Genomic DNA, 18,204 nt, shown 5'->3' with positions numbered 1-18,204 from the left:
AGCCTAATTTCAATATATGGGAGGAAAAAAGAATAAGTGAAGAAAGAAAAAACTGTTTTTTTTAACCGCCTTCATTTTCGGGTTGACATCTCGGACAGAAGAAAGTTCCTCTGCCAGAAAGCTTAATTTTTTTAATTTCTGCCCCACAATCTACACATTCTTTGCCATTTTGTTGATAAACATTAAGTTTTTCTTGATATTTTCCACTTTGACCGTTAGCATCGATATAATCACTAAAACTAGTTCCATTAAACTTAATACCTTCATTTAGGACCATTTTTATAGCAAAAAACAAAGCACTCATTTCATGTATTGTTAAATCACGGGAAGTTTTACATGGATTTACTTTTCCTTTGAACAGTGCTTCATCTGCATAAATATTACCAAGGCCTGCTATCACCTTCTGATTTAAAATTAAGGTCTTAATCGGGCGTTTAGATTTTAATAAACTTTTCTTAAAATAATTAAAAGTAAACTCCTTTGACAATGGTTCTGGTCCGAGCTCTGAGATACTTTTCCAGGAGTTTAACTCCTTTTTGTCCAAAAAAGCAATTGTAGCAAATTTTCTCTTATCACAGAAATCCATATAATGCTCTCCGGATAATTTGAATCTGGCTCTTAAATATTTATCATTTTCCTTTTTTTCTCTAACTACAATTTGACCTGTCATTCTCAAATGAAGCACCAGGTATCTTTCCCCAGAAAGGTTTATGATAAGATATTTTCCCCTTCTATCAACAGATTCAATTTTCCTTCCTAGTACCTCATTTTCAAGTTTATTTTTATTAGGATGCTGAACCATTTTCTCATTATAAATTTCTACGTACAAAATCCTTTTTCCTTTTGTTTTCTCAGCCAAACTATTTTTTATAATTTCTACTTCTGGAAGTTCAGGCAAGTGACCACCCTCTTCTTACTATTTTTATTTTTTTATTTCATAGTCATACATATCATACCAGTTAGTCCCCCTCTTTAAATCTACATCCAGAGGAACTTTTAGTTCAATTACACCCTCCATTATATCTTTTACAAGCAAAGCAATTTCATCAAAAATTTCATTGTTTACTTCCAAGACAAGTTCATCATGCACTTGTAGTAATAGTTTTGCCTGATCCAAATATCCCTCGTCCTTTAATTTTTCTTCTACCTCTACCATAGCCTTTTTTATGATGTCAGCTGCCGTCCCCTGAATGGGGGTATTTATTGCAGTTCTCTCTGCAGCAGTCCTTATGTTAAAATTGTTATGTAATATATCTGGGAGCTTTCTCTTTCTATGATAAAGAGTTTTGACATATCCGTCTTCTCTTGCTTTTTTTATTACACTATCTGTATATTCTTTAACCCCAGAAAACCTAGAAAAATAATTGTCTATATAACTTTTTGCCTGCTTTCTAGTTATATTTAGCTGGGTAGAAAGACCGTAATCACTTATACCATATACTATACCAAAGTTTACAGCCTTAGCATGAGAACGCATGGTACTATCTACATTTGAAGCAGGTACATTGAAGATAAGCGAAGCAGTTTGTGTATGAAAATCTTCCCCTTTAAGAAAAGCATCAATCAACTTTTCATCTTGTGAAACATGAGCTAATATTCTCAGTTCAATCTGGGAATAATCACATGCCAAGAAATTATAGCTTTTACTACTTGTAACAAAAGCTTTTCTGATTTTCCTGCCTTCGTCAAGTCTTATAGGTATATTCTGTAAGTTCGGTTCTGTGCTGCTTAACCTACCTGTAACGGTTATTGTTTGATTAAAGGTTGTATGTATTTTGCCAGTTTCTTTTGATATCAAATCTTTTAACCCGACCAAATAAGTCGTTTTTAACTTATAAAGTTGTCTATAATCCAAAATCAAACGACAGATCTCGTGTTCATTAGCTAATGTTTCAAGAACCTGAGCACTGGTGGAATATCCGGTTTTTGTCTTTTTTATAACCGGTAGGTTAAGTTTTTCAAATAAAATTCTACCTAGCTGCTTGGGCGAGTTTAAATTAAACTCTTCTCCTGCAAGCTCAAAAATCCTATTTTTAAAATTTTCTACCTTAACGTCTATTTCGTTTTCCATTCTATCTAATTCATCTTTATTAACGGTTATTCCTCTATGCTCCATTTTGGCCAAGACAAAAGTTAGGGGTAGCTCAATTCCCTCATACAAATCAAGCTGATCTTCTTCTTTTAATTTTTCTCTCAAATGATTTTCTAGTTCCAATAGAGAATATGCCCATTCAATTACACCTTGATACCCTTCATTGTTGTTTTTTAGTTCATAGCCAAGATACTGAAAAGAAAGGTCTTTTGGTGTATGGGGCGCTCCTGTAGGGTCTAATATATAGCCACAAATCTCTGTATCTGTTATTTTTAGATTATTAATATTTAAATCATTAATATTCGATAAGTCTACACCTGTCTCGTCATAAAACAAGTGCCATAGCTTCTTAACTCTGTGAGTTACAATTTTATTTGGAAAATATGGATGAAGTACTTCTATTATAAAATCAGATACTATTTCCTCTGTTACAAAATAGCATTTTGAAGGCGAGAATACTACACCAAGGCCAAACTCTCCGGAATCTATTGTTTTTTGAACAGGGGCTTCATCATGGTCATAATAATATAAAGCTATTTCACCTGAGTGTTTGAGACATTCAATTAGTTCATCTTTTTTGTAGTCCCAATTGTCAGTTTCAATATAATTATAATCCACATTAAATACATTTTCTGCCTGACGATTCTCTTTTGATAAATCTGATTCACTTTCTTCGTTCGAGAGACGCTTTATTATACTTTTCATCTCCCACTCGGATAAAAGTTCTAGCGCTTCATCTGAACTAATATTGAAGTTTTTTAACTTTTCCCAGTTTAACTCCAAAGGCACATCACGATATATTTTTGCTAGTTCTTTGCTCAAATATGCTTTATCTGAATGTTCTTTTAAGCGGTTCGCCGCTTTTTTTGCTGAGATTTCATCAATTTTTTCCATTACTTCTTCCAGGCTATTAAACTCCTTTAAAAGTTTCAAAGCTGTTTTCTCTCCAATACCAGGAACCCCCGGGATATTATCGCTTTTATCTCCCATTAATGCTTTTAGATCTACAAACTGCTCTACATCCAAGTCATACATTTCAGAGATTTTATTTTTGTCATAAAGCTCAAATTCAGTTATCCCTTTTCTTGTTAGCAGCAGCTTAGTAGAATTAGAGAGAAGCTGAAATAAATCCTTATCACCACTTATAATCAAAACTTCTTTGTCCTCTTCTTCTTCAACTTCTTTGGTTATTGCTCCAATCAAATCATCAGCTTCATAACCTTCTCTCTCATAAAAGAAAATATCCATCGCTTCTAAAAGTTCTTTTAACAAAGAAATTTGACCCCTCAATTCTTCAGGGGTCTTTTCCCTATGGCCCTTATATTCAGGGTATCTTTCATGCCTAAAAGTGGGTAGGGCTTTGTCAAATACGACTGCAAGATAATTTGGTTTTTCATCTTCTATGGTTTTAACAAGCATCGATACAAAACCATAGACCGCATTTGTGAAAAAGCCCTGCTTTGTTGTTAACAAAGGCAGGGCATAAAAAGCGCGGTTCATCAAACTGTTACCATCAATGAGTACAAATTTCTCTTTTTCTAGTCTATCGTTCAATTTCTGATCCTCCTAATTTTTTTGTATCATAGCCTTTATAGCTTTTAGTCGTCAGCCTCTTCATCTTCTACATCATCATTCTTCATTCTCATAAATAATATTGCCACGGCAGCAACCGGAACATATATGCCATTGAAGACTAAAAAAGAAGAATACTCATCGATCCATGAGAGCAAACCATCTTCTTCAACTTCGTTCGTTAAACCCTCCGTAGTGGACTTCTCTACATCCTCTCCAGCATCTCTCACCTGGATTGTTGGACCAGCAAGCCTCATATCTACCTTAATATTAACGTCTTCATCTTCTTCAACTGTTGCCATTGCACCATCTGATATAGCCCAGATGAAACTGTTTCCAAGTAAAAAGAAAAATACCACAGCAGCTACGGCTACTTTTCTCAAGGTATAAATACTAACTGTATCCTTAGCTGAAACCTCGCCTGTAGCATCTACAACCTCATCTTTCTCTGCAGCTTCTTGATCATGTTTTACACGCTCTATAATTTTATCAGAGAAACCCTCAGGAGGGGTTTTTTCGCCTAAAGAACTAACAAGTTCACTTACTTCCTTTAACGTGTTATATTCTTCCCTACATTCAGAACAATTACTCAAATGCTTTTCTATTTGTTTTTCATCCAAATTAGACAGACGTCCGTCTATCAGTAACGACAAGTTATCTAATACTTTATTGCAGTCCATAATCACACCTCCTTATTCTTTAGATGTGTATTTGTTGGAAAAAGTTCCGCATTATGGCTCAAAATTTCTTTAAGATTTTTTCTAGCACGATTTAGTCTTGATTTTACAGTACCAATAGAAATCTCTAATACTTCAGATATTTCTTCATAGCTTAATTCTTCCATTTCGCGTAAGATAATTATGATTCTTTGCTCTTTGGGTAGCTTAGAGATTCCTTTATGTACTAGTTGTTTCAAATCATTTTTCTCAGCAATTATTTCTGGATTATACTTTTGATCAGGTAGGTTAAAATATACTTCTCCTTCTTCCGTTTCCTGTGGTTTATCAATAGATATTGGCGTTTTTTTCTTTTTTCTCATCTCATCAAGACATACATTTGCTGTCACCCTGTATAGCCAGGTAGAAAAAGCAGATTTTCCCTTAAACTTATCTATAGAATTAAAAACTTTTATAAATGCCTCCTGTGCAAGATCATTAGCATCATCGTAGTTACCTGAATATCTATAGCAAAGTGAATACACCTTGTTTTCATATTTTTTTATAAGTTTCTCATAGGCCTCAAGTTGGCCTTTTTTGCATCGCTGTACAAGCAATTCATCTCCAGGATAATTCATAAGGCTAGACCCCTCTTCCTTTACCTTACTCCATCTTACTCAAATATATCTTACCATAACCAGAAGAAGTTTAAAATAAAATATGTAGATTGTAAATATTTATAAAAATAGTTTATCTTTTCTAGCTTTGACCAGGCCGTTATAAACTCTATTATTCTCTTTTCTTAAAATTAAGCGAATCAAACAAAAGGATTCAAACATATAATGTAGAAAGATAATATTAAATGCGCTATAATAAAAATAAACATAAATTTGTTATGATTTTTCATTTTGTTAATTTAGACTTCAGAGGTGATAAGTTATGGTAGATATTTTAAAAGGCCCTTTTGTAAAATCCGGGGACAGGGCATATTTTGTTGGACTATTGTTATTTTTTTTTCTTGCGTTTCACTTTTTAGATGATTTTCTAGCTGTTTTCCTTCTCATCGCTGGAACCGCTGTCTATCATTGGGGGAAACCTGTGCTAGAGCGCCACAAACAAGTGAAAGAAGCTGTTCCCAATAGTGACTACATACCACTAAAACCACAACTCATTCCTAGGACAGCATGGGGGCAAAATTTTAGAAGCGAAATTTCTGATGTTCAGTGGAGTAGAATAACACATTATTTGAGACAAAAAAATAATTATACATGCCAACTTTGTAACAGAAACTACAAAAAAGAACCGGAGTCATTACAAGCTCATGAAAAATGGGAGTTTGATAGGGAAAATAAGAAACAAATACTTGAAGATATATTGTGTGTCTGCGAAAAATGCCACCATGTAATCCACTGGGGCAGGTCATGCATAACCTTTGATAACGCTTATTTGAATGAGTTAAAAGATCATTTTTACAAAGTTAATTACCCGGTGGTAGCACCCAAAAATGCTTTAAACAAAGTCATAAAAGAAGCAAAGGATAACTTTGATAAGCTTAATATGTACAATTATAGTTTAAGCGTTGACAAAGGCTACAAAATTCTTGCAGATGCCAATGAAGCATTAAACAAACCCCAGGATGAAATGGATGAAGAAAATAAGAACGAAGAAGATTTAAGCGAAGAGGATCTAATTATGGAGGATCAAACTGAGGAATTTTAAGGTTAAATTTACTTTGGAGTAGAGCTTGATAAGCTAAATCACATCTGTTATAATCTATATTGCAATTAAGATGTGCCGAAGTGGTGGAACTGGCAGACACGCACGACTCAAAATCGTGTGCCATTGGCGTGTGGGTTCGAATCCCACCTTCGGCACCATTTTTTATTTCTAAAATAATTTCACCCCCGCCCACACAGGGGTTCACGAATAGGAATAGACTTCCATAAACAAAATGATCCCTAATTGGAGTCATGTGGTTTTGAATGACCACAAAAACTCTTTCGGGAGACACATAACTATGGCGACCACTTCCCTAATTTTTAAAAAAGGAGAGTGGTCTTTTTTATGTTGTTAAGATTTGCTGCTGATGAGTTTTTAGATGAAAAGGAGCTTCAAAATCTAGCAGAGTGGTCGGTAAACCATTACAGGAAGTACTTAGATGAATTTATGAAGTTTTGTGAGGAAAATGAAGTTTTAAATGTACAAGATGTTAAGCCTAATTTGATTAAATCATTTTTATCTTATTGCAAAAAAGAAAGAAAAAACGCCCCCGCCACCCTCAATACAAAACTAAAACACCTAAAAGTTTTCTTTAACTATTTAGAAAAAGAAGATATTATTGACCCTAAAAATAACCCGATTAAAGATATTAAACCAATAAAATTTAAAAGTCAGAAAAAACCTTTTTCAGATTACCACATTAGACAAATGCTAAATTATTATAAAAGGTCAATTAAACGTAGAAACTCTTTTACTAATCTGAGAAATTATGTTTTATTACTTTATTTGTTGGGTACTGGAGCTAGATTAAATGAGTTTAGAAATGCTAAATGGGAGGATATAGATTTTGAAAAAGGTACTATTTACATTTACGGCAAAAGAGATAAAGCTGTGACCCTCCCCCTCACCCAAAAACTTCAAAAAGAAATCGCATATTATAAAAGCTACTGTAAGCAATATTTTGGTGAAGTATCTGAATTTATATTTGTAGACAAAAATAATAAGCAGCTTAGTAAGTATGGAGCTCAAAGTATCTTTAAAAGGTTAAACGAAGCTATGAATTTTAAAGATCTATCAGTAAATTGCCATAGATTTCGCCACACCTTTGCAATTAATTTAGTAAAACAAGGATGTGATGCCTTTACCTTGCAATGTCTTCTCCGACACGAGGACATTAGCATATCAAAAAACTATGTGAACATTTATGGGACTAATCTAAAAGAACAAAACGAAAAATATAATCCTTTAAATCATCTCGATATTTAACCCAATTAATAAAGTTTAACACAAAATTTTATTAAGTTAACAAAGGAGGAGTGTAATATGCCTAAAACTTATAATATAAAAACTATTTGTAAAACTTTAAAAAAGCATTACCAAAACAACAACTACAAACCTTTTGAAATAATAATGTCTGTGTTAGCTATGGGAAAAGCTGGCAGGGTCAAGCAGGAAGATATGAAATATATATTATTTAATACTTTCGGAGAAGACATAGATATATTGATCAGAGAATTAAATAATGTGAAACAGATTGTCACCCCTAAACTTATGGATGAAATAATAGAAGATGTGGAGAAATCTAAATGAAGTCCCCGCCCATCCACACCTAAAGCAAAGTGGTAGCTGGTTTAATTAAAGCCATATAATAAACATAAGATTCTAATGTCTCAAACTTTCTCATTATCGTTCTCTACAATCGTAATATAAATATTAGCCCACCAATATTTTGATATGCTCCCCTTGTGGTAGACAGTTTAAATAAGAAAAACTGTTTATCATAAGGAGGAGCATATCATAACCCTGGTGGACTTTATTAACTAAAGAGCCTCTTTTATACCCATCATCACTCTTGCAGGGATATTTAACAATAATTAATAAGTTTAGTTTAAAAATATATTCGCCCCCGCTATTAAGGGCGGACAGCATACAAAGGTATCCCCATTGGCTTTTAATACTTTACTCTCTTTTCCAAACTGTATTTGCTGCTAAATCAACTTCATCTAAAAATTCTAATGTATCTTCTTCTAAATTTATATCAATCGTATATTGACTTGAAACACTTCTTAAATCAATATCTCCTGTCTTTCCTTCTACTCTTCCATCATCAAGCTCGATACGCAACCTGCTATCTCCACTCATAGAATAGTTACCTTCTAAGTAAGTGCCCCCTCCTTCTTCATTTTCGTAATATAACTGAAAATTATTATCATCATAAAATTCTAAAAGTTCGATATCAACTTCTTCGCCCCGCCAAACTCCAATTATTTTTTCAGATGCTGATACTTCTGTATCATTATCACTTTCATTACTAACTTGTGATCCTCCTTGAGTTTGAGGAGTAGATGTTTGCATTGAAATAAAAAATGCAGTAAACCCTGCAACAGCAACAGCGAAAATTACTACAAAAACAGATACTAATAATATAATTTTCTTTCCTGACATATGTTTTTCCCTCCATGTAAGTAAAGTATTACTTGATGGAATATTTGCTTTAACATCATACTATTTGTAATATCACCTCCCAATTTAAAACTCTTATAAATAACCAATATTATTATTCTATACATCAACAAATTATCCCTGTTAATTTTTTCTTTTTTTAGAAAAGCAGATAAACTAAGGCAACCTTTGATTTAACTAAAAAAACAGGGCATACTCCCTGCATAATTTGTATACTACCTATTCGCACCCGCCAGCAAAAGTGGGGGGCGATAACTCTAGAATCCTTCCCACATTTTCCTTCTTAGTTAATCCAACACTCCCTACTCCTAAGCTAACTCTATCCTTTTATGGCAGGCGGGGGAAATACCTATTTATCTCTATCCAATTCTTTATTTTTCTTGTCATAGTTTGGATTGGTTATGTATAAGATAATTATTAATTAAATACTGCAAACAAATTTTAAATTCTGAGTTTGAAGATAAGATTATTGAAGAAGCTCAGGATCATAAATAAAACCCGCCCCCGCCCACTTTCGAGTGGAGGGGGGAGGTTTATTCCCAGGGTTATACCAGGTTTAGCCCAGGATTAGTACCAGACTTTTTATACTTAACACCTTCATAACTCCAACTTTACCAGGGTTTTATCATAATAACTTTTTATGATATATATTATTATACTTTTACTTTTTCACTTAAGATTTTATAAACCCTGGTATTCCTAGAGTCATATAGGTAACTACTACAAAAACCTGGTAACAAACTTGGTGCAATCCTGGTAAAAACCTGGTGTATTTATATTTCACTCATAGCTATCCCTCTCCAAAGTCTAATACTTCCAGGTTTATACTCTTTTGCATTGAAATTTTCTTTGATAGTTTGATTAAAACTTTGCTGTGATTCTGGAATTATATTGTTTTCTTCACACCAGGTATGGTATTTTTGGTATAAATCGCTTTTACTTATTATTCCATCTGTGTCTTCTACAACGAATTTATTCAAGAATTCTAGTGCGTTATTGTTTTTTTGTTTATATTTTTCTAATAAAGCCTCCACCTGGTGTGAAATAGTAAAGCTGCCCTTTTGAAATAATCTTTTCCTGCCTTCTATAGCCCAGTTTAGTATTCCGCTTAGTTCTTCATCTGTAGTAAGTTTACTAAGAAGATTTTTATCTGCTTCGTTTTCACTAAATGTTCTTTCAAATGGTACAATTATTAATCTCTTGTAAAGAGCTTTGCTTTTATCATTGGCTTTTGGAAGTTCATTGGCTGAGAAAATTAGCTCCGCATAATTCTTAAAGTAGAAGTGGTGCTCATTTTTCCTTTCACCTGCTATTGTATCGCCTCCCGTAAGTGTTTTAATAGCACTTGTGGAGTTTAGTGACTTACTATCTATATCACCAAATATATTTGCAAGTTTACCTAGTAAGTCCGCTTTTTTAAATCTATTGTGTTCTAGTTCCTGTAGTGATATATTGCTTACGTTATCTCTACCCAGTAATGTTTCTAATGTCGATAATAAGACTGATTTACCATTTCTTCCTTCGCCTGTTAGTATGAACATCTTGTGAAATTTTTTGCTGCCGTTTTCAGTAATATCTGGGGCGATGGTTAGCCCAAACATTTCTTGTATTAGCGAAATAACTTCGTCATCTAATACTTCATTTAAAAATCCTTTAAATCTAGGACAGTCAGCTTCTGGATTGTATTGAACTGGTAGCTGCATAAGTTCAAATATTTCTGGATTGTGTTCTTCTAAATTGTCTTTATGCCAGTTAAGTCTTCCATTTGTTACATTGATATATTCAGGGTGGGGGTGAAAATCACTAACTTGATTACTGGTGTCTTTTATATGTTGTAACACTTCATTGACTCGGTTATTTTTTGCTTTATCGTCTAGTAATTCTCTAACTTTTCTTCTAATTAATTCTTCCCCGCCCTCTCTGTATATTCCATCTTGATAATAGTATAATTTGCCGTATGCTTTAATAATACTGTAGTTAGTGGTTATTTCATTAGCAACTTTTTTAGGAATAAACGTACTTCCATCAAAAAACCTGGAAACATCATAGTTATAGTTGTTTTTTGTTACAGGCATATGATCATTTCCATATTCTCTTTTTGCTATGCTTTCAGCTATTTTCTCCACTTCTTTTTCTGGAAGTGGGGGGCAGCAATTTGTTTGATTTATTGACTTCAGTATAGTTAAAGTTTCTTCCAAAGATACACCATGCCCTAAAAGGGAACCAGCTATACTTGTAAGCTCATTGTTTCTTGCCCCTTCCTTGATTTCTTTAGCAAAATCTTCTGCAGTTATTTTTCTGTAAGTTTTACTAACTGAGTTTAGTTTTTCTAATAACCACTCAGGTGCTTTATTAATTTGAGATTTATTTAACCATTTATACTTATTACCGCTTTCATGGAGGCTGGGGGGTGCTACAATATAGCCACCATCTCCTCTAATATCAACATTGGGTAATATGCCTGTAAAGTTTTTACATATAAATCCTGGGTGTTCAAAGAAATAATGTCTACCTCCACCACCAGTTTCTGCTACTGCAGTATCTGGTAGTTCATATCCGTCTAAAGATTTTTCTCCTTCTTTTCCATCTACATCAAGTACAAATATTCCGCTTATTTTGCCAGTAACAATACCTATATTAGCATTTGGCCACTTTCTCCACCATTTTATAAGTTCCTCTTCAGATGGTCTTTTGTTTTGATATTCTTTCCATTCAATAATTGGAGTTTTAGACTTTGGATTTATTGGAATTATTGAATAACCAGAATTCAAGTAGTCTTTTACATATTTTTTCATGACTTAAGACCTCCTTAGGGGAAATTTTATTTATCCTTTATCGCTTCCTATAATTCATGTACGAAACAGGCTTATAGTTGTTTAGTAAATAATTAATTTTTCGCACCGATTTTTATCTCATTTAAATAATAGGTATAATGAACTCAGGGTTTATCTTCACTAAAAGCAATATAAAAATCCCTGCCCAAACCTAAAGCAGGGAATAACGTACATTGATGTTAATTAAAGTAAGATAATAATATAGAAGATACTAAAGAATTTTAAAAAAGAAGATGCTATTTTATTTGTTTGTATATTAAAAATTAAGGGGTAATGAGTTTAAATTTTCTCGCCCCCCCTTATCCGTAAAAGAGGGGGCGGGGGGATTTAATTTTTTAGATAGGGTAAAATAAGCTTTACTAAATCTTTGATTAATTCTAAGTCTTTATCTTCACATCTATTAAGCAGCTGGTATATTTCGTTTTCATGTTTTTTCTCTTCTGTTCTTTCTTTACCCTTTAGAATATAATCTGCTGAAAGGTGAAGACAGTTTGATATATTAAGCAGGCTGTCTATACTCATTTTTCTTTCTCCTCTTTCTATTTGACCTATGTAATATTCTGATAGTCCTGTATGCTCTGAAAATTTTTTTCTGTTCATTTTTAGTCTTTCCCTTTCCATTCTAATCCTTTTTCCCATGTTTTTTTTCATCCTACTCCTCCTTAGAAAATACTTCAGCTAGGCCAATTAGGCCCCGCCCACCCTATGTAAGTGCACCAGTTCTCAGAAATTTTCCTGTGTACATAAAATGCCACTCCCCGTTTTTTAGCATTTAAAAAGTTAACTTCCGTCTACTGGGGGGCGGCTAAAAGGTACTATCAGTCACAACCCCTTTATAACTGGCAAATTTCTCTCCTAGTGAAAAATTAAAAAAACTCCTTTTCTTTTAAGGAGTCCTACGTTAGCTTTTTAGTTCTCATAATTCATATTATAGGAACTCTAAGTTGAAAAAATTTCCGCACACCTTAAATCTTAAAGGTGGCGGGAGAAAATGTTTAAACAAAGATCTCTTTATACAATCCTGATAACTTTCTCTAAAAAGTCTTATTAAAGTCTTTTACTATCCTTTCTTTTAGCATCTGTTTCTGTTTTGTGTTTAGTCTTGGACTAAAATAGTTATACTTTACATTTCCATCACCCATACTTTTCTCTTCAAAAAAAGGCAAATTTTCTTCAACAAACATCCTCAGTCTTTCTTTTTGATTTTTGTCAATTTCACATCTTCCTTCATTGTCAAAAATCGTAGATATAATGTCAACATCTTTTAACTGAAATGACTCTTCCTTTTCAAAGGTTATGCAAACAATCAAAGCACTTTTACCAGCCATTTCTGGGTATTTTGTTTTACCCATATTGTTTAAACTAATCTTTGACACTTTCCCATCGGTAATCAAATAAGCAATAACTTTATTTGCCAAATAACCCCTCCTTGTTGCATAATTTTAAGGTTGGATTTTAGCCAACTTCTACAAATATTCTAATATATTAATTTGAGTGTATCAATAGGCTTTAGTAATTTGGCTGTATTGGATTTTCGGAGGGGAGGGAGGGTTATGGTTATACCTTTATAGATTATTAAAAGGCTTTTTTAGAGATTTTTATGAACTCTTTTAATTGTGAGAGGATATGAATTAATAGGTGATCTAAAAACATAAAAAATCTCCCATCCTTTAATAAAGATAGGAGATACATTTCAATGTATAAACAACCAATAAATATGCCAAGCTGTTGTTCCCAAGTAAACTAAAATATATATTTTCTCCTCCGCCACTAACAATAGCCAGGTTCACCAAATCATCAATAGTCAACCTGCAATCAAAAAGCTATATCCAAAGTCACAAAAGTTATAGCTCTTATCCATTTAGGTACAGTTTCTCGGTCTTCACCTGTTATCTCTAAAAATTATTAGGTCTTATTACTGTTTTTACCAGGGACGGAGACTCTGTTATTCATTTTAGACCTGACGCTTGGGCGAGCAGGGCAGAATTTATGACATTTTTAAATAGAATAAGGCGATATTTTAAAAAAGATGATAGGAGAATAATTTAAGTTTCTTTTGTTGATTCTTTTTGACTATTGAGGGAAGCCCAAACAAGAGCTAATACCCAAAATATAAAAGTCCATCCTAAGAAGAAATTTAAAAGCCAGATAGCATAAGCATTTTTGTGTTTTCTAGATACTGCTAATATAGTAGGAAGGAAATAAATGAATATTATAAATAATCCAGATGTAATAATGTCTAACAATGTATACCACCCCTCCATAGGTAAATGTTTAGGTTTCTTCAGTTGATTCTTCCTGATTACTGAGAAAAGCCCAAACAAGAGCCAGTACCCAAAATACAAATGTCCATCCCAAAAAGAGATTTAATACTGAAATTGCTCTAGCATTTTTATGATTTCTATATTCTGCTACAAAAGCAGGAGCAAAATAAATTAAAACAGCAATTGTTATAATAATTAATGCACTTATAATAGACATTATCGTTTCCATGTTATCCCCTCCATAGGCAAATGGTTTAGGTTTCTTGAGCAGGTTCTTCCTGGTTATTTAGAAAAGCCCAAACAAGAGCTAGTACCCAAAATATGAAAGTCCATCCTAGAAAGAGGTTTAATACTGAAATTGCTTTTACATTTCTATGATTTCTATATTCTGCTACTAGGGTAGGAATAAGGTAAATTGTAACTATTACTGTTATAACAATGAACCCAGTTAATGTTGACATTATAAATCCAGCATCACTTTCAAAAATGTCGTCATAATAGATTGTGGGAATTGTCATTAGAATAGTTAATATGATTGAGGTTATTATAACAAGTTTCATGTCACCCCCTCCTTAATGGAAATTTTATCATATTTTAGGTAATTTTCAATATACTTCCGATTAGGAGGTATATTTTTATTGTATAGACTATTTTATCGGCAGGTGTTTAAAGGTGGGGAGGTAAAGAGTTTGAAAATAAATTTAATTAAACATATATTTTTGCCTTTGTGTTATACAGTTTAATAAGAAATATTGTATGAACCATTTACCCCCTCCTTAAATCGCACCAGATTTCGCAAAATTTTTGTTACATAAAACGCTACTCCCCATTTCTTCACAATAAAGAGAAACTTTCGTCTACTGGGGGAATTCATCATTTATAGCTCCTCACAACTGACAAAAATCTCTCCTAGTGAGAAAATAAAAAAACTGTCTAATTAAGTGTTACAATCCAAAGCTTCTTATAAGTCCAAAATATTTTTATACCATCCTCTATACAAAACTACATAATTGATCTGTAACTAAGAGTTTTTTTATATCATATAATTATCTTTTTTACCTTTACTCAGTAAGTTATAATAAAAAAATAGCTAATAAAAGGGGTTGTTGGTTAAATGCAGGAGTTAAAATTTCCTAATGATTTCAATTCAGCAGGCCATTTTTGTAAAAAAACTAACTGTAAATTCGCTGAAAAATGTATACTTGGATTTAATAAATTATACAAAAGTATGCGAGAACTTAGAATAGATTTCGATAAATGTAATTTAAACTGTAAACTTTGTTGGTCAAATGATAATAATAGTTATCAATTGTTAAGCGAAGATCAATGTTTACAGTATTTTAGCCAGTGTCTCCATGCTAATCTAGAATATATTACAAAAATCAATCCCCCAAAAAAAGATCCAGAACTCTTTAAAATACAGGGGTTACAGATAGTTGGAGGAGAACCATTACTAAATAAAGAGCGTTTTCATTTTTTAGTAAATTTTTTAAATAAGTTAGATAAATATATTATTGAAAATAATGAACTAGCAAGGGACAACTTAAGATTTTTAAAAACGGATGATAAGTTTAAAGTAAAGATATTTACCAATGGAATTACTATTGGAAAACGTGAAATAAAAGAAGAGGATATTTTGTTACTAAATAGTTTTAAGCAAATTAAAGTCGAGATGTTATTATCCTTAAAAGGTCTGAACACAAATGAATTTTACGCCTTACAAAATAATGGTTCTTATAATAACTTTTATTACCAAATTGAAGGATTAAATAAGTTAATACCTAATAAACACAAAAACTTCAATATTGATCCAGTCCTTGGTTTTTATCATAGTGAACACTTTAATATTAAATGTCCAGATATACCTGCTGAAAAGATGTTTAAATTTGACAAAAATGACTTTAACTCTATTAAACTAAAACAAATTTTGAAAGAACATATAGAAAACAAAGGGAAATTTTACGTAGAACCAGTACATGCACCAAGAAAAAACAAAAACTCAAAAACAAATTTTTTTTATAACAATAAAGACTACTTAGAAAATGATAGTCTCATTGAAAACGATTTAAAAAGCAATACAAAAACTAACTATAGAAAGACAAAAATAAAGCTGTAGATAATATCATAAAGGAGGGATTATTATCAAAGTATTTTATTTCCCAGTTACAAACAATGAAACCTTAAAAAACTATAATAATTCAGTTGTAAACGGAAAAGCTCATGATGATATAGCTATAGAAAAGGTTTTAAATAATACAACAAAAAAAAGAGGAGCCTGGGGAGTTAAAGATGGAGAATATAACTTAAGACAATATGAAAATATTGAAGCCAATGATTTAATATTATTCAGGATTAATGATACTTATGGTTACCAAGCCATAGATGGAATTGGATACGTTTGCGAAAAAATTGTTGACGAAAATTTAAGTATGGCATTTTGGGGCGAGAGAAAATATAAGAATATTGTCATATTTGATAAATTTATAAAGCTTACGCCTCCTTTTCAATTAAGTAAAAAAAATGAAATAGTATCTAATTTAAAAGGCGTTGACTCAAGGATATGGCATAAGGGATATAATATGTTTAGAGAATGGAAATTAGAACCGTATATTTCTAGCGAAGATTTTATAGAAAAGCTATTGACTGAAAACAATTTCGAAGTTTTATATTACGATAATCATATATATTCCTGGCCTGAAAACACAGAAACGTCAAAAGTTAGAGAGTCTAAGTTAGAATATATAAGCAATCCTGAGATTGAATCCATAACTAAAAATAGGGTGAAACAAGGTGTATTTAGAAAAAAATTGTTAAATAAATATAAAAAGTGCTGCTTATGTGGCCTGGATGAAGAAAGACTATTAGTTGCAAGTCATATAAAACCCTGGTCACATTCAAATAACCACGAAAAATTAGATATTAATAATGGGTTATTACTTTGTGTGACCCATGATGCTCTGTTTGATAATGGATTTATTTCTTTTGAAGACAACGGCTCTATAATTGTCTCGAACAATTTAGATCAAACAACTAAAAATTTAATGAACATAAAAGATAATGATAGTTTGCTCTTCAATTTACCAACTGAGAGTAAAAAGTATTTGGATTGGCATAAATCTAATTGTTTTGAAAAAGTGTAAAAAATAAAACTTTTCATTTAGATCATAATAGCTTCCGCCCCTACACTATTTTAACTCTTTAATATATTTTCACGATGCCATTTAATATATTTGATTTGTTCTGGCCGTAATTTTATTATTATATTTTCATTTATTCCTAGTAAATTACAATCTTTTTTATTAAGTTTTGAAGAAATTATAATCTTTCCTGAATCTTCAAATGAAATATAACCTTTATCAAAAGGGGCGTCATGGACATTACACATCAATAACCCATTATCTTCATCCAATTTTTCTTCATCGTTGCTATATCTCCAAGGTTTAATATGACTACCAATCAATAAGTCTATTTTGGATAAACCACAAATCACACATTTATCTTATAATGCCAGTAACTTGTTTTTAAATAATCCTTGACCTATTCGCCCCTTTACTATCCGTTCTTTTTCAGTGTTCCGAGTACTTTATTCAAAAGATTACTTAATTCTTCTATAGATATCTCTTCACTCTTCTTTTTTTCATTTTTTAGCTTTGTTTTCTCATTTAATAAATTTTCTTTATCTAATTACAGATATTAAATAACTTGCCAAGTCTGGAGGTATTTCAAACAAGTATCCTTGCGCCCTTCTCCCCCTTACGTTGTATGGTGAGACATCATATTATAGCTTCTTCAAAGAACTTAAGTAACATTACTAAACTAAAATTGTAAATTTAAGTTATATAGTAAAAAATTAAATTTTTGTTAACTTAGTTACAACCCAATTATAGTACTAAACAAAAATAAGATTTTGTGATCGTCTCTTTATTTATTAAATAAATGCTATCATATTTCTACAATAAGTAAATAAATATTAATATCTCAATTTATAAGGAGGAACAATATGGAGTTAGTTATTAAAGGAGGAACCTCCTCTGATGCAATAGGTTTTTTTAGAAATAACAAAGAACATCTCGACTTATTTTATAAAGCTCACATTAAAGAAGAGGAAATATATAATATAGTTCAAACAGTTTTAATTTTATATAGTCGTGATGAAGAAAGAATGGAAATTAAATGTGGCTTAGCAACAGGTTATTCTGGAACAGGTCCCTCCACCCTTTATGAAATTCTTACTGAAGCAGGCTTTGATATTTCATTTGATTTAATAAAAGATAATAAATCTTTAGATTGTGTTTTAGAAAACAAGGATATCACACCTGTTTCCAAAAAAGAAATTAAATTAAACAAAGAATTTGAACAAGATTTAAAAAGGTATTATGTTAGCCATGTGGGACCAAATATGTACAAATTTAAAAATGAAGGGGTAGAAACTATTATAGATCATATTTTATTAGTAGATCCTGGACAAAAAGCATACTTGAAATTTTGTAGCAATATAGAAAGTAATAATGGGCATACCGTACTTAGAATTGCAGATCCTATAGGACGTATGATCGAAAATCTAATGGAGGAAAAGCAGTGATCTCATTTTAATAGTTAAGGAA

Annotated in this window: 18 protein-coding genes and 1 tRNA gene; 7 read left to right on the top strand and 12 right to left on the bottom strand. The window is 31.9% G+C overall.

Translation table 11 applies throughout. The annotated features are described in order from the left end of the window. Positions 1-61: 61 nt before the first annotated feature. The 4 genes from mutM to ACONDI_RS00425 are packed head-to-tail and all read right to left on the bottom strand — an operon-like array spanning position 62 to position 4,958. Entirely contained in the window at positions 62-898 is an 837-nt protein-coding gene (gene mutM / locus ACONDI_RS00440) for a DNA-formamidopyrimidine glycosylase (RefSeq protein ID WP_241079534.1), read from the bottom strand. Between the two features lie 24 nt (positions 899-922). Next, positions 923-3,646 (bottom strand): DNA polymerase I, encoded by a 2,724-nt coding sequence (gene polA / locus ACONDI_RS00435; RefSeq protein ID WP_241079533.1) that lies wholly within the window; start codon positions 3,644-3,646, stop codon positions 923-925. 44 nt (positions 3,647-3,690) lie between these two features. Next, a complete protein-coding gene (locus ACONDI_RS00430) occupies positions 3,691-4,344 on the bottom strand; it encodes an anti-sigma factor family protein (protein WP_241079532.1) in 654 nt (217 codons plus the stop codon). Between the two features lie 2 nt (positions 4,345-4,346). After that, positions 4,347-4,958: an RNA polymerase sigma factor gene (locus ACONDI_RS00425; protein WP_241079531.1), complete on the bottom strand. Its 612-nt coding sequence runs from the start codon at positions 4,956-4,958 to the stop codon at positions 4,347-4,349. A gap of 301 nt (positions 4,959-5,259) precedes the next feature. On the opposite strand from ACONDI_RS00425, the gene ACONDI_RS00420 reads away from it, so the two are divergent. From ACONDI_RS00420 to ACONDI_RS00405, 4 genes are all read left to right on the top strand, one after another. Continuing rightward, on the top strand, positions 5,260-6,039 hold the full coding sequence (locus ACONDI_RS00420; RefSeq protein ID WP_241079530.1) for a hypothetical protein: 780 nt from the start codon (positions 5,260-5,262) through the stop codon (positions 6,037-6,039). 74 nt (positions 6,040-6,113) lie between these two features. After that, positions 6,114-6,197, top strand: a tRNA-Leu gene (locus tag ACONDI_RS00415). 187 nt (positions 6,198-6,384) lie between these two features. Further along, the gene (locus ACONDI_RS00410) at positions 6,385-7,305 is read left to right on the top strand and encodes a tyrosine-type recombinase/integrase (protein WP_241079529.1); all 921 of its coding nucleotides are present in this window, start codon (positions 6,385-6,387) and stop codon (positions 7,303-7,305) included. Between the two features lie 57 nt (positions 7,306-7,362). Then, entirely contained in the window at positions 7,363-7,629 is a 267-nt protein-coding gene (locus ACONDI_RS00405) for a hypothetical protein (protein WP_241079528.1), read from the top strand. Between the two features lie 369 nt (positions 7,630-7,998). Here ACONDI_RS00405 and ACONDI_RS00400 read toward each other — a convergent pair whose 3' ends face one another. From ACONDI_RS00400 to ACONDI_RS00370, 7 genes are all read right to left on the bottom strand, one after another. Then, positions 7,999-8,484: a hypothetical protein gene (locus ACONDI_RS00400; RefSeq protein WP_241079527.1), complete on the bottom strand. Its 486-nt coding sequence runs from the start codon at positions 8,482-8,484 to the stop codon at positions 7,999-8,001. 791 nt (positions 8,485-9,275) lie between these two features. Further along, positions 9,276-11,297, bottom strand: a complete 2,022-nt coding sequence (locus tag ACONDI_RS00395) for a phage/plasmid primase, P4 family (RefSeq protein ID WP_241079526.1) — start codon at positions 11,295-11,297, stop codon at positions 9,276-9,278. 366 nt (positions 11,298-11,663) lie between these two features. Further along, the gene (locus tag ACONDI_RS00390; protein WP_241079525.1) at positions 11,664-11,987 is read right to left on the bottom strand and encodes a helix-turn-helix domain-containing protein; all 324 of its coding nucleotides are present in this window, start codon (positions 11,985-11,987) and stop codon (positions 11,664-11,666) included. Between the two features lie 383 nt (positions 11,988-12,370). After that, positions 12,371-12,754, bottom strand: coding sequence for a hypothetical protein (locus ACONDI_RS00385; protein WP_241079524.1), 384 nt, complete (start codon positions 12,752-12,754; stop codon positions 12,371-12,373). Positions 12,755-13,381: 627 nt separating this feature from the next. Beyond that, positions 13,382-13,582 (bottom strand): superinfection immunity protein, encoded by a 201-nt coding sequence (locus ACONDI_RS00380; RefSeq protein ID WP_241079523.1) that lies wholly within the window; start codon positions 13,580-13,582, stop codon positions 13,382-13,384. A gap of 28 nt (positions 13,583-13,610) precedes the next feature. Beyond that, on the bottom strand, positions 13,611-13,829 hold the full coding sequence (locus ACONDI_RS00375; RefSeq protein ID WP_241079522.1) for a superinfection immunity protein: 219 nt from the start codon (positions 13,827-13,829) through the stop codon (positions 13,611-13,613). Positions 13,830-13,854: 25 nt separating this feature from the next. Beyond that, a complete protein-coding gene (locus tag ACONDI_RS00370) occupies positions 13,855-14,160 on the bottom strand; it encodes a superinfection immunity protein (RefSeq protein ID WP_241079521.1) in 306 nt (101 codons plus the stop codon). 554 nt (positions 14,161-14,714) lie between these two features. On the opposite strand from ACONDI_RS00370, the gene ACONDI_RS00365 reads away from it, so the two are divergent. Both ACONDI_RS00365 and ACONDI_RS00360 read left to right on the top strand, forming a co-directional pair. Further along, entirely contained in the window at positions 14,715-15,716 is a 1,002-nt protein-coding gene (locus tag ACONDI_RS00365; protein WP_241079520.1) for a 4Fe-4S cluster-binding domain-containing protein, read from the top strand. Positions 15,717-16,179: 463 nt separating this feature from the next. Then, positions 16,180-16,740 (top strand): HNH endonuclease, encoded by a 561-nt coding sequence (locus ACONDI_RS00360; protein WP_241079519.1) that lies wholly within the window; start codon positions 16,180-16,182, stop codon positions 16,738-16,740. Between the two features lie 50 nt (positions 16,741-16,790). Here ACONDI_RS00360 and ACONDI_RS00355 read toward each other — a convergent pair whose 3' ends face one another. Next, on the bottom strand, positions 16,791-17,090 hold the full coding sequence (locus tag ACONDI_RS00355; protein WP_241079518.1) for an HNH endonuclease: 300 nt from the start codon (positions 17,088-17,090) through the stop codon (positions 16,791-16,793). Positions 17,091-17,600: 510 nt separating this feature from the next. Here ACONDI_RS00355 and ACONDI_RS00350 point away from each other — a divergent pair. Beyond that, positions 17,601-18,182, top strand: a complete 582-nt coding sequence (locus ACONDI_RS00350; RefSeq protein ID WP_241079517.1) for a hypothetical protein — start codon at positions 17,601-17,603, stop codon at positions 18,180-18,182. Positions 18,183-18,204: the final 22 nt, after the last annotated feature.

It is taken from the genome of Natranaerofaba carboxydovora (assembly GCF_022539405.1).
Taxonomy (GTDB): domain Bacteria; phylum Bacillota; class Natranaerobiia; order Natranaerobiales; family Natranaerofabaceae; genus Natranaerofaba; species Natranaerofaba carboxydovora.
The sequence above is the reverse complement of the archived record's forward strand: the minus strand, read 5'-3'. Positions and strand labels throughout refer to the sequence as shown.

Bases quoted from the DNA above. Each gene is read 5' to 3' on its own strand.
- ACONDI_RS00420 (WP_241079530.1), top strand. From the start codon at position 5,260: ATGGTAGATATTTTAAAAGGCCCTTTTGTAAAATCCGGGGACAGGGCA.
- ACONDI_RS00425 (WP_241079531.1), bottom strand. From the start codon at position 4,958: ATGAATTATCCTGGAGATGAATTGCTTGTACAGCGATGCAAAAAAGGC.
- ACONDI_RS00375 (WP_241079522.1), bottom strand. From the start codon at position 13,829: ATGGAAACGATAATGTCTATTATAAGTGCATTAATTATTATAACAATT.
- ACONDI_RS00430 (WP_241079532.1), bottom strand. From the start codon at position 4,344: ATGGACTGCAATAAAGTATTAGATAACTTGTCGTTACTGATAGACGGA.
- ACONDI_RS00350 (WP_241079517.1), top strand. From the start codon at position 17,601: ATGGAGTTAGTTATTAAAGGAGGAACCTCCTCTGATGCAATAGGTTTT.
- ACONDI_RS00400 (WP_241079527.1), bottom strand. From the start codon at position 8,484: ATGTCAGGAAAGAAAATTATATTATTAGTATCTGTTTTTGTAGTAATT.
- ACONDI_RS00395 (WP_241079526.1), bottom strand. From the start codon at position 11,297: ATGAAAAAATATGTAAAAGACTACTTGAATTCTGGTTATTCAATAATT.
- ACONDI_RS00370 (WP_241079521.1), bottom strand. From the start codon at position 14,160: ATGAAACTTGTTATAATAACCTCAATCATATTAACTATTCTAATGACA.
- ACONDI_RS00405 (WP_241079528.1), top strand. From the start codon at position 7,363: ATGCCTAAAACTTATAATATAAAAACTATTTGTAAAACTTTAAAAAAG.
- ACONDI_RS00365 (WP_241079520.1), top strand. From the start codon at position 14,715: ATGCAGGAGTTAAAATTTCCTAATGATTTCAATTCAGCAGGCCATTTT.
- ACONDI_RS00410 (WP_241079529.1), top strand. From the start codon at position 6,385: ATGTTGTTAAGATTTGCTGCTGATGAGTTTTTAGATGAAAAGGAGCTT.
- ACONDI_RS00390 (WP_241079525.1), bottom strand. From the start codon at position 11,987: ATGAAAAAAAACATGGGAAAAAGGATTAGAATGGAAAGGGAAAGACTA.
- ACONDI_RS00360 (WP_241079519.1), top strand. From the start codon at position 16,180: ATGTTTAGAGAATGGAAATTAGAACCGTATATTTCTAGCGAAGATTTT.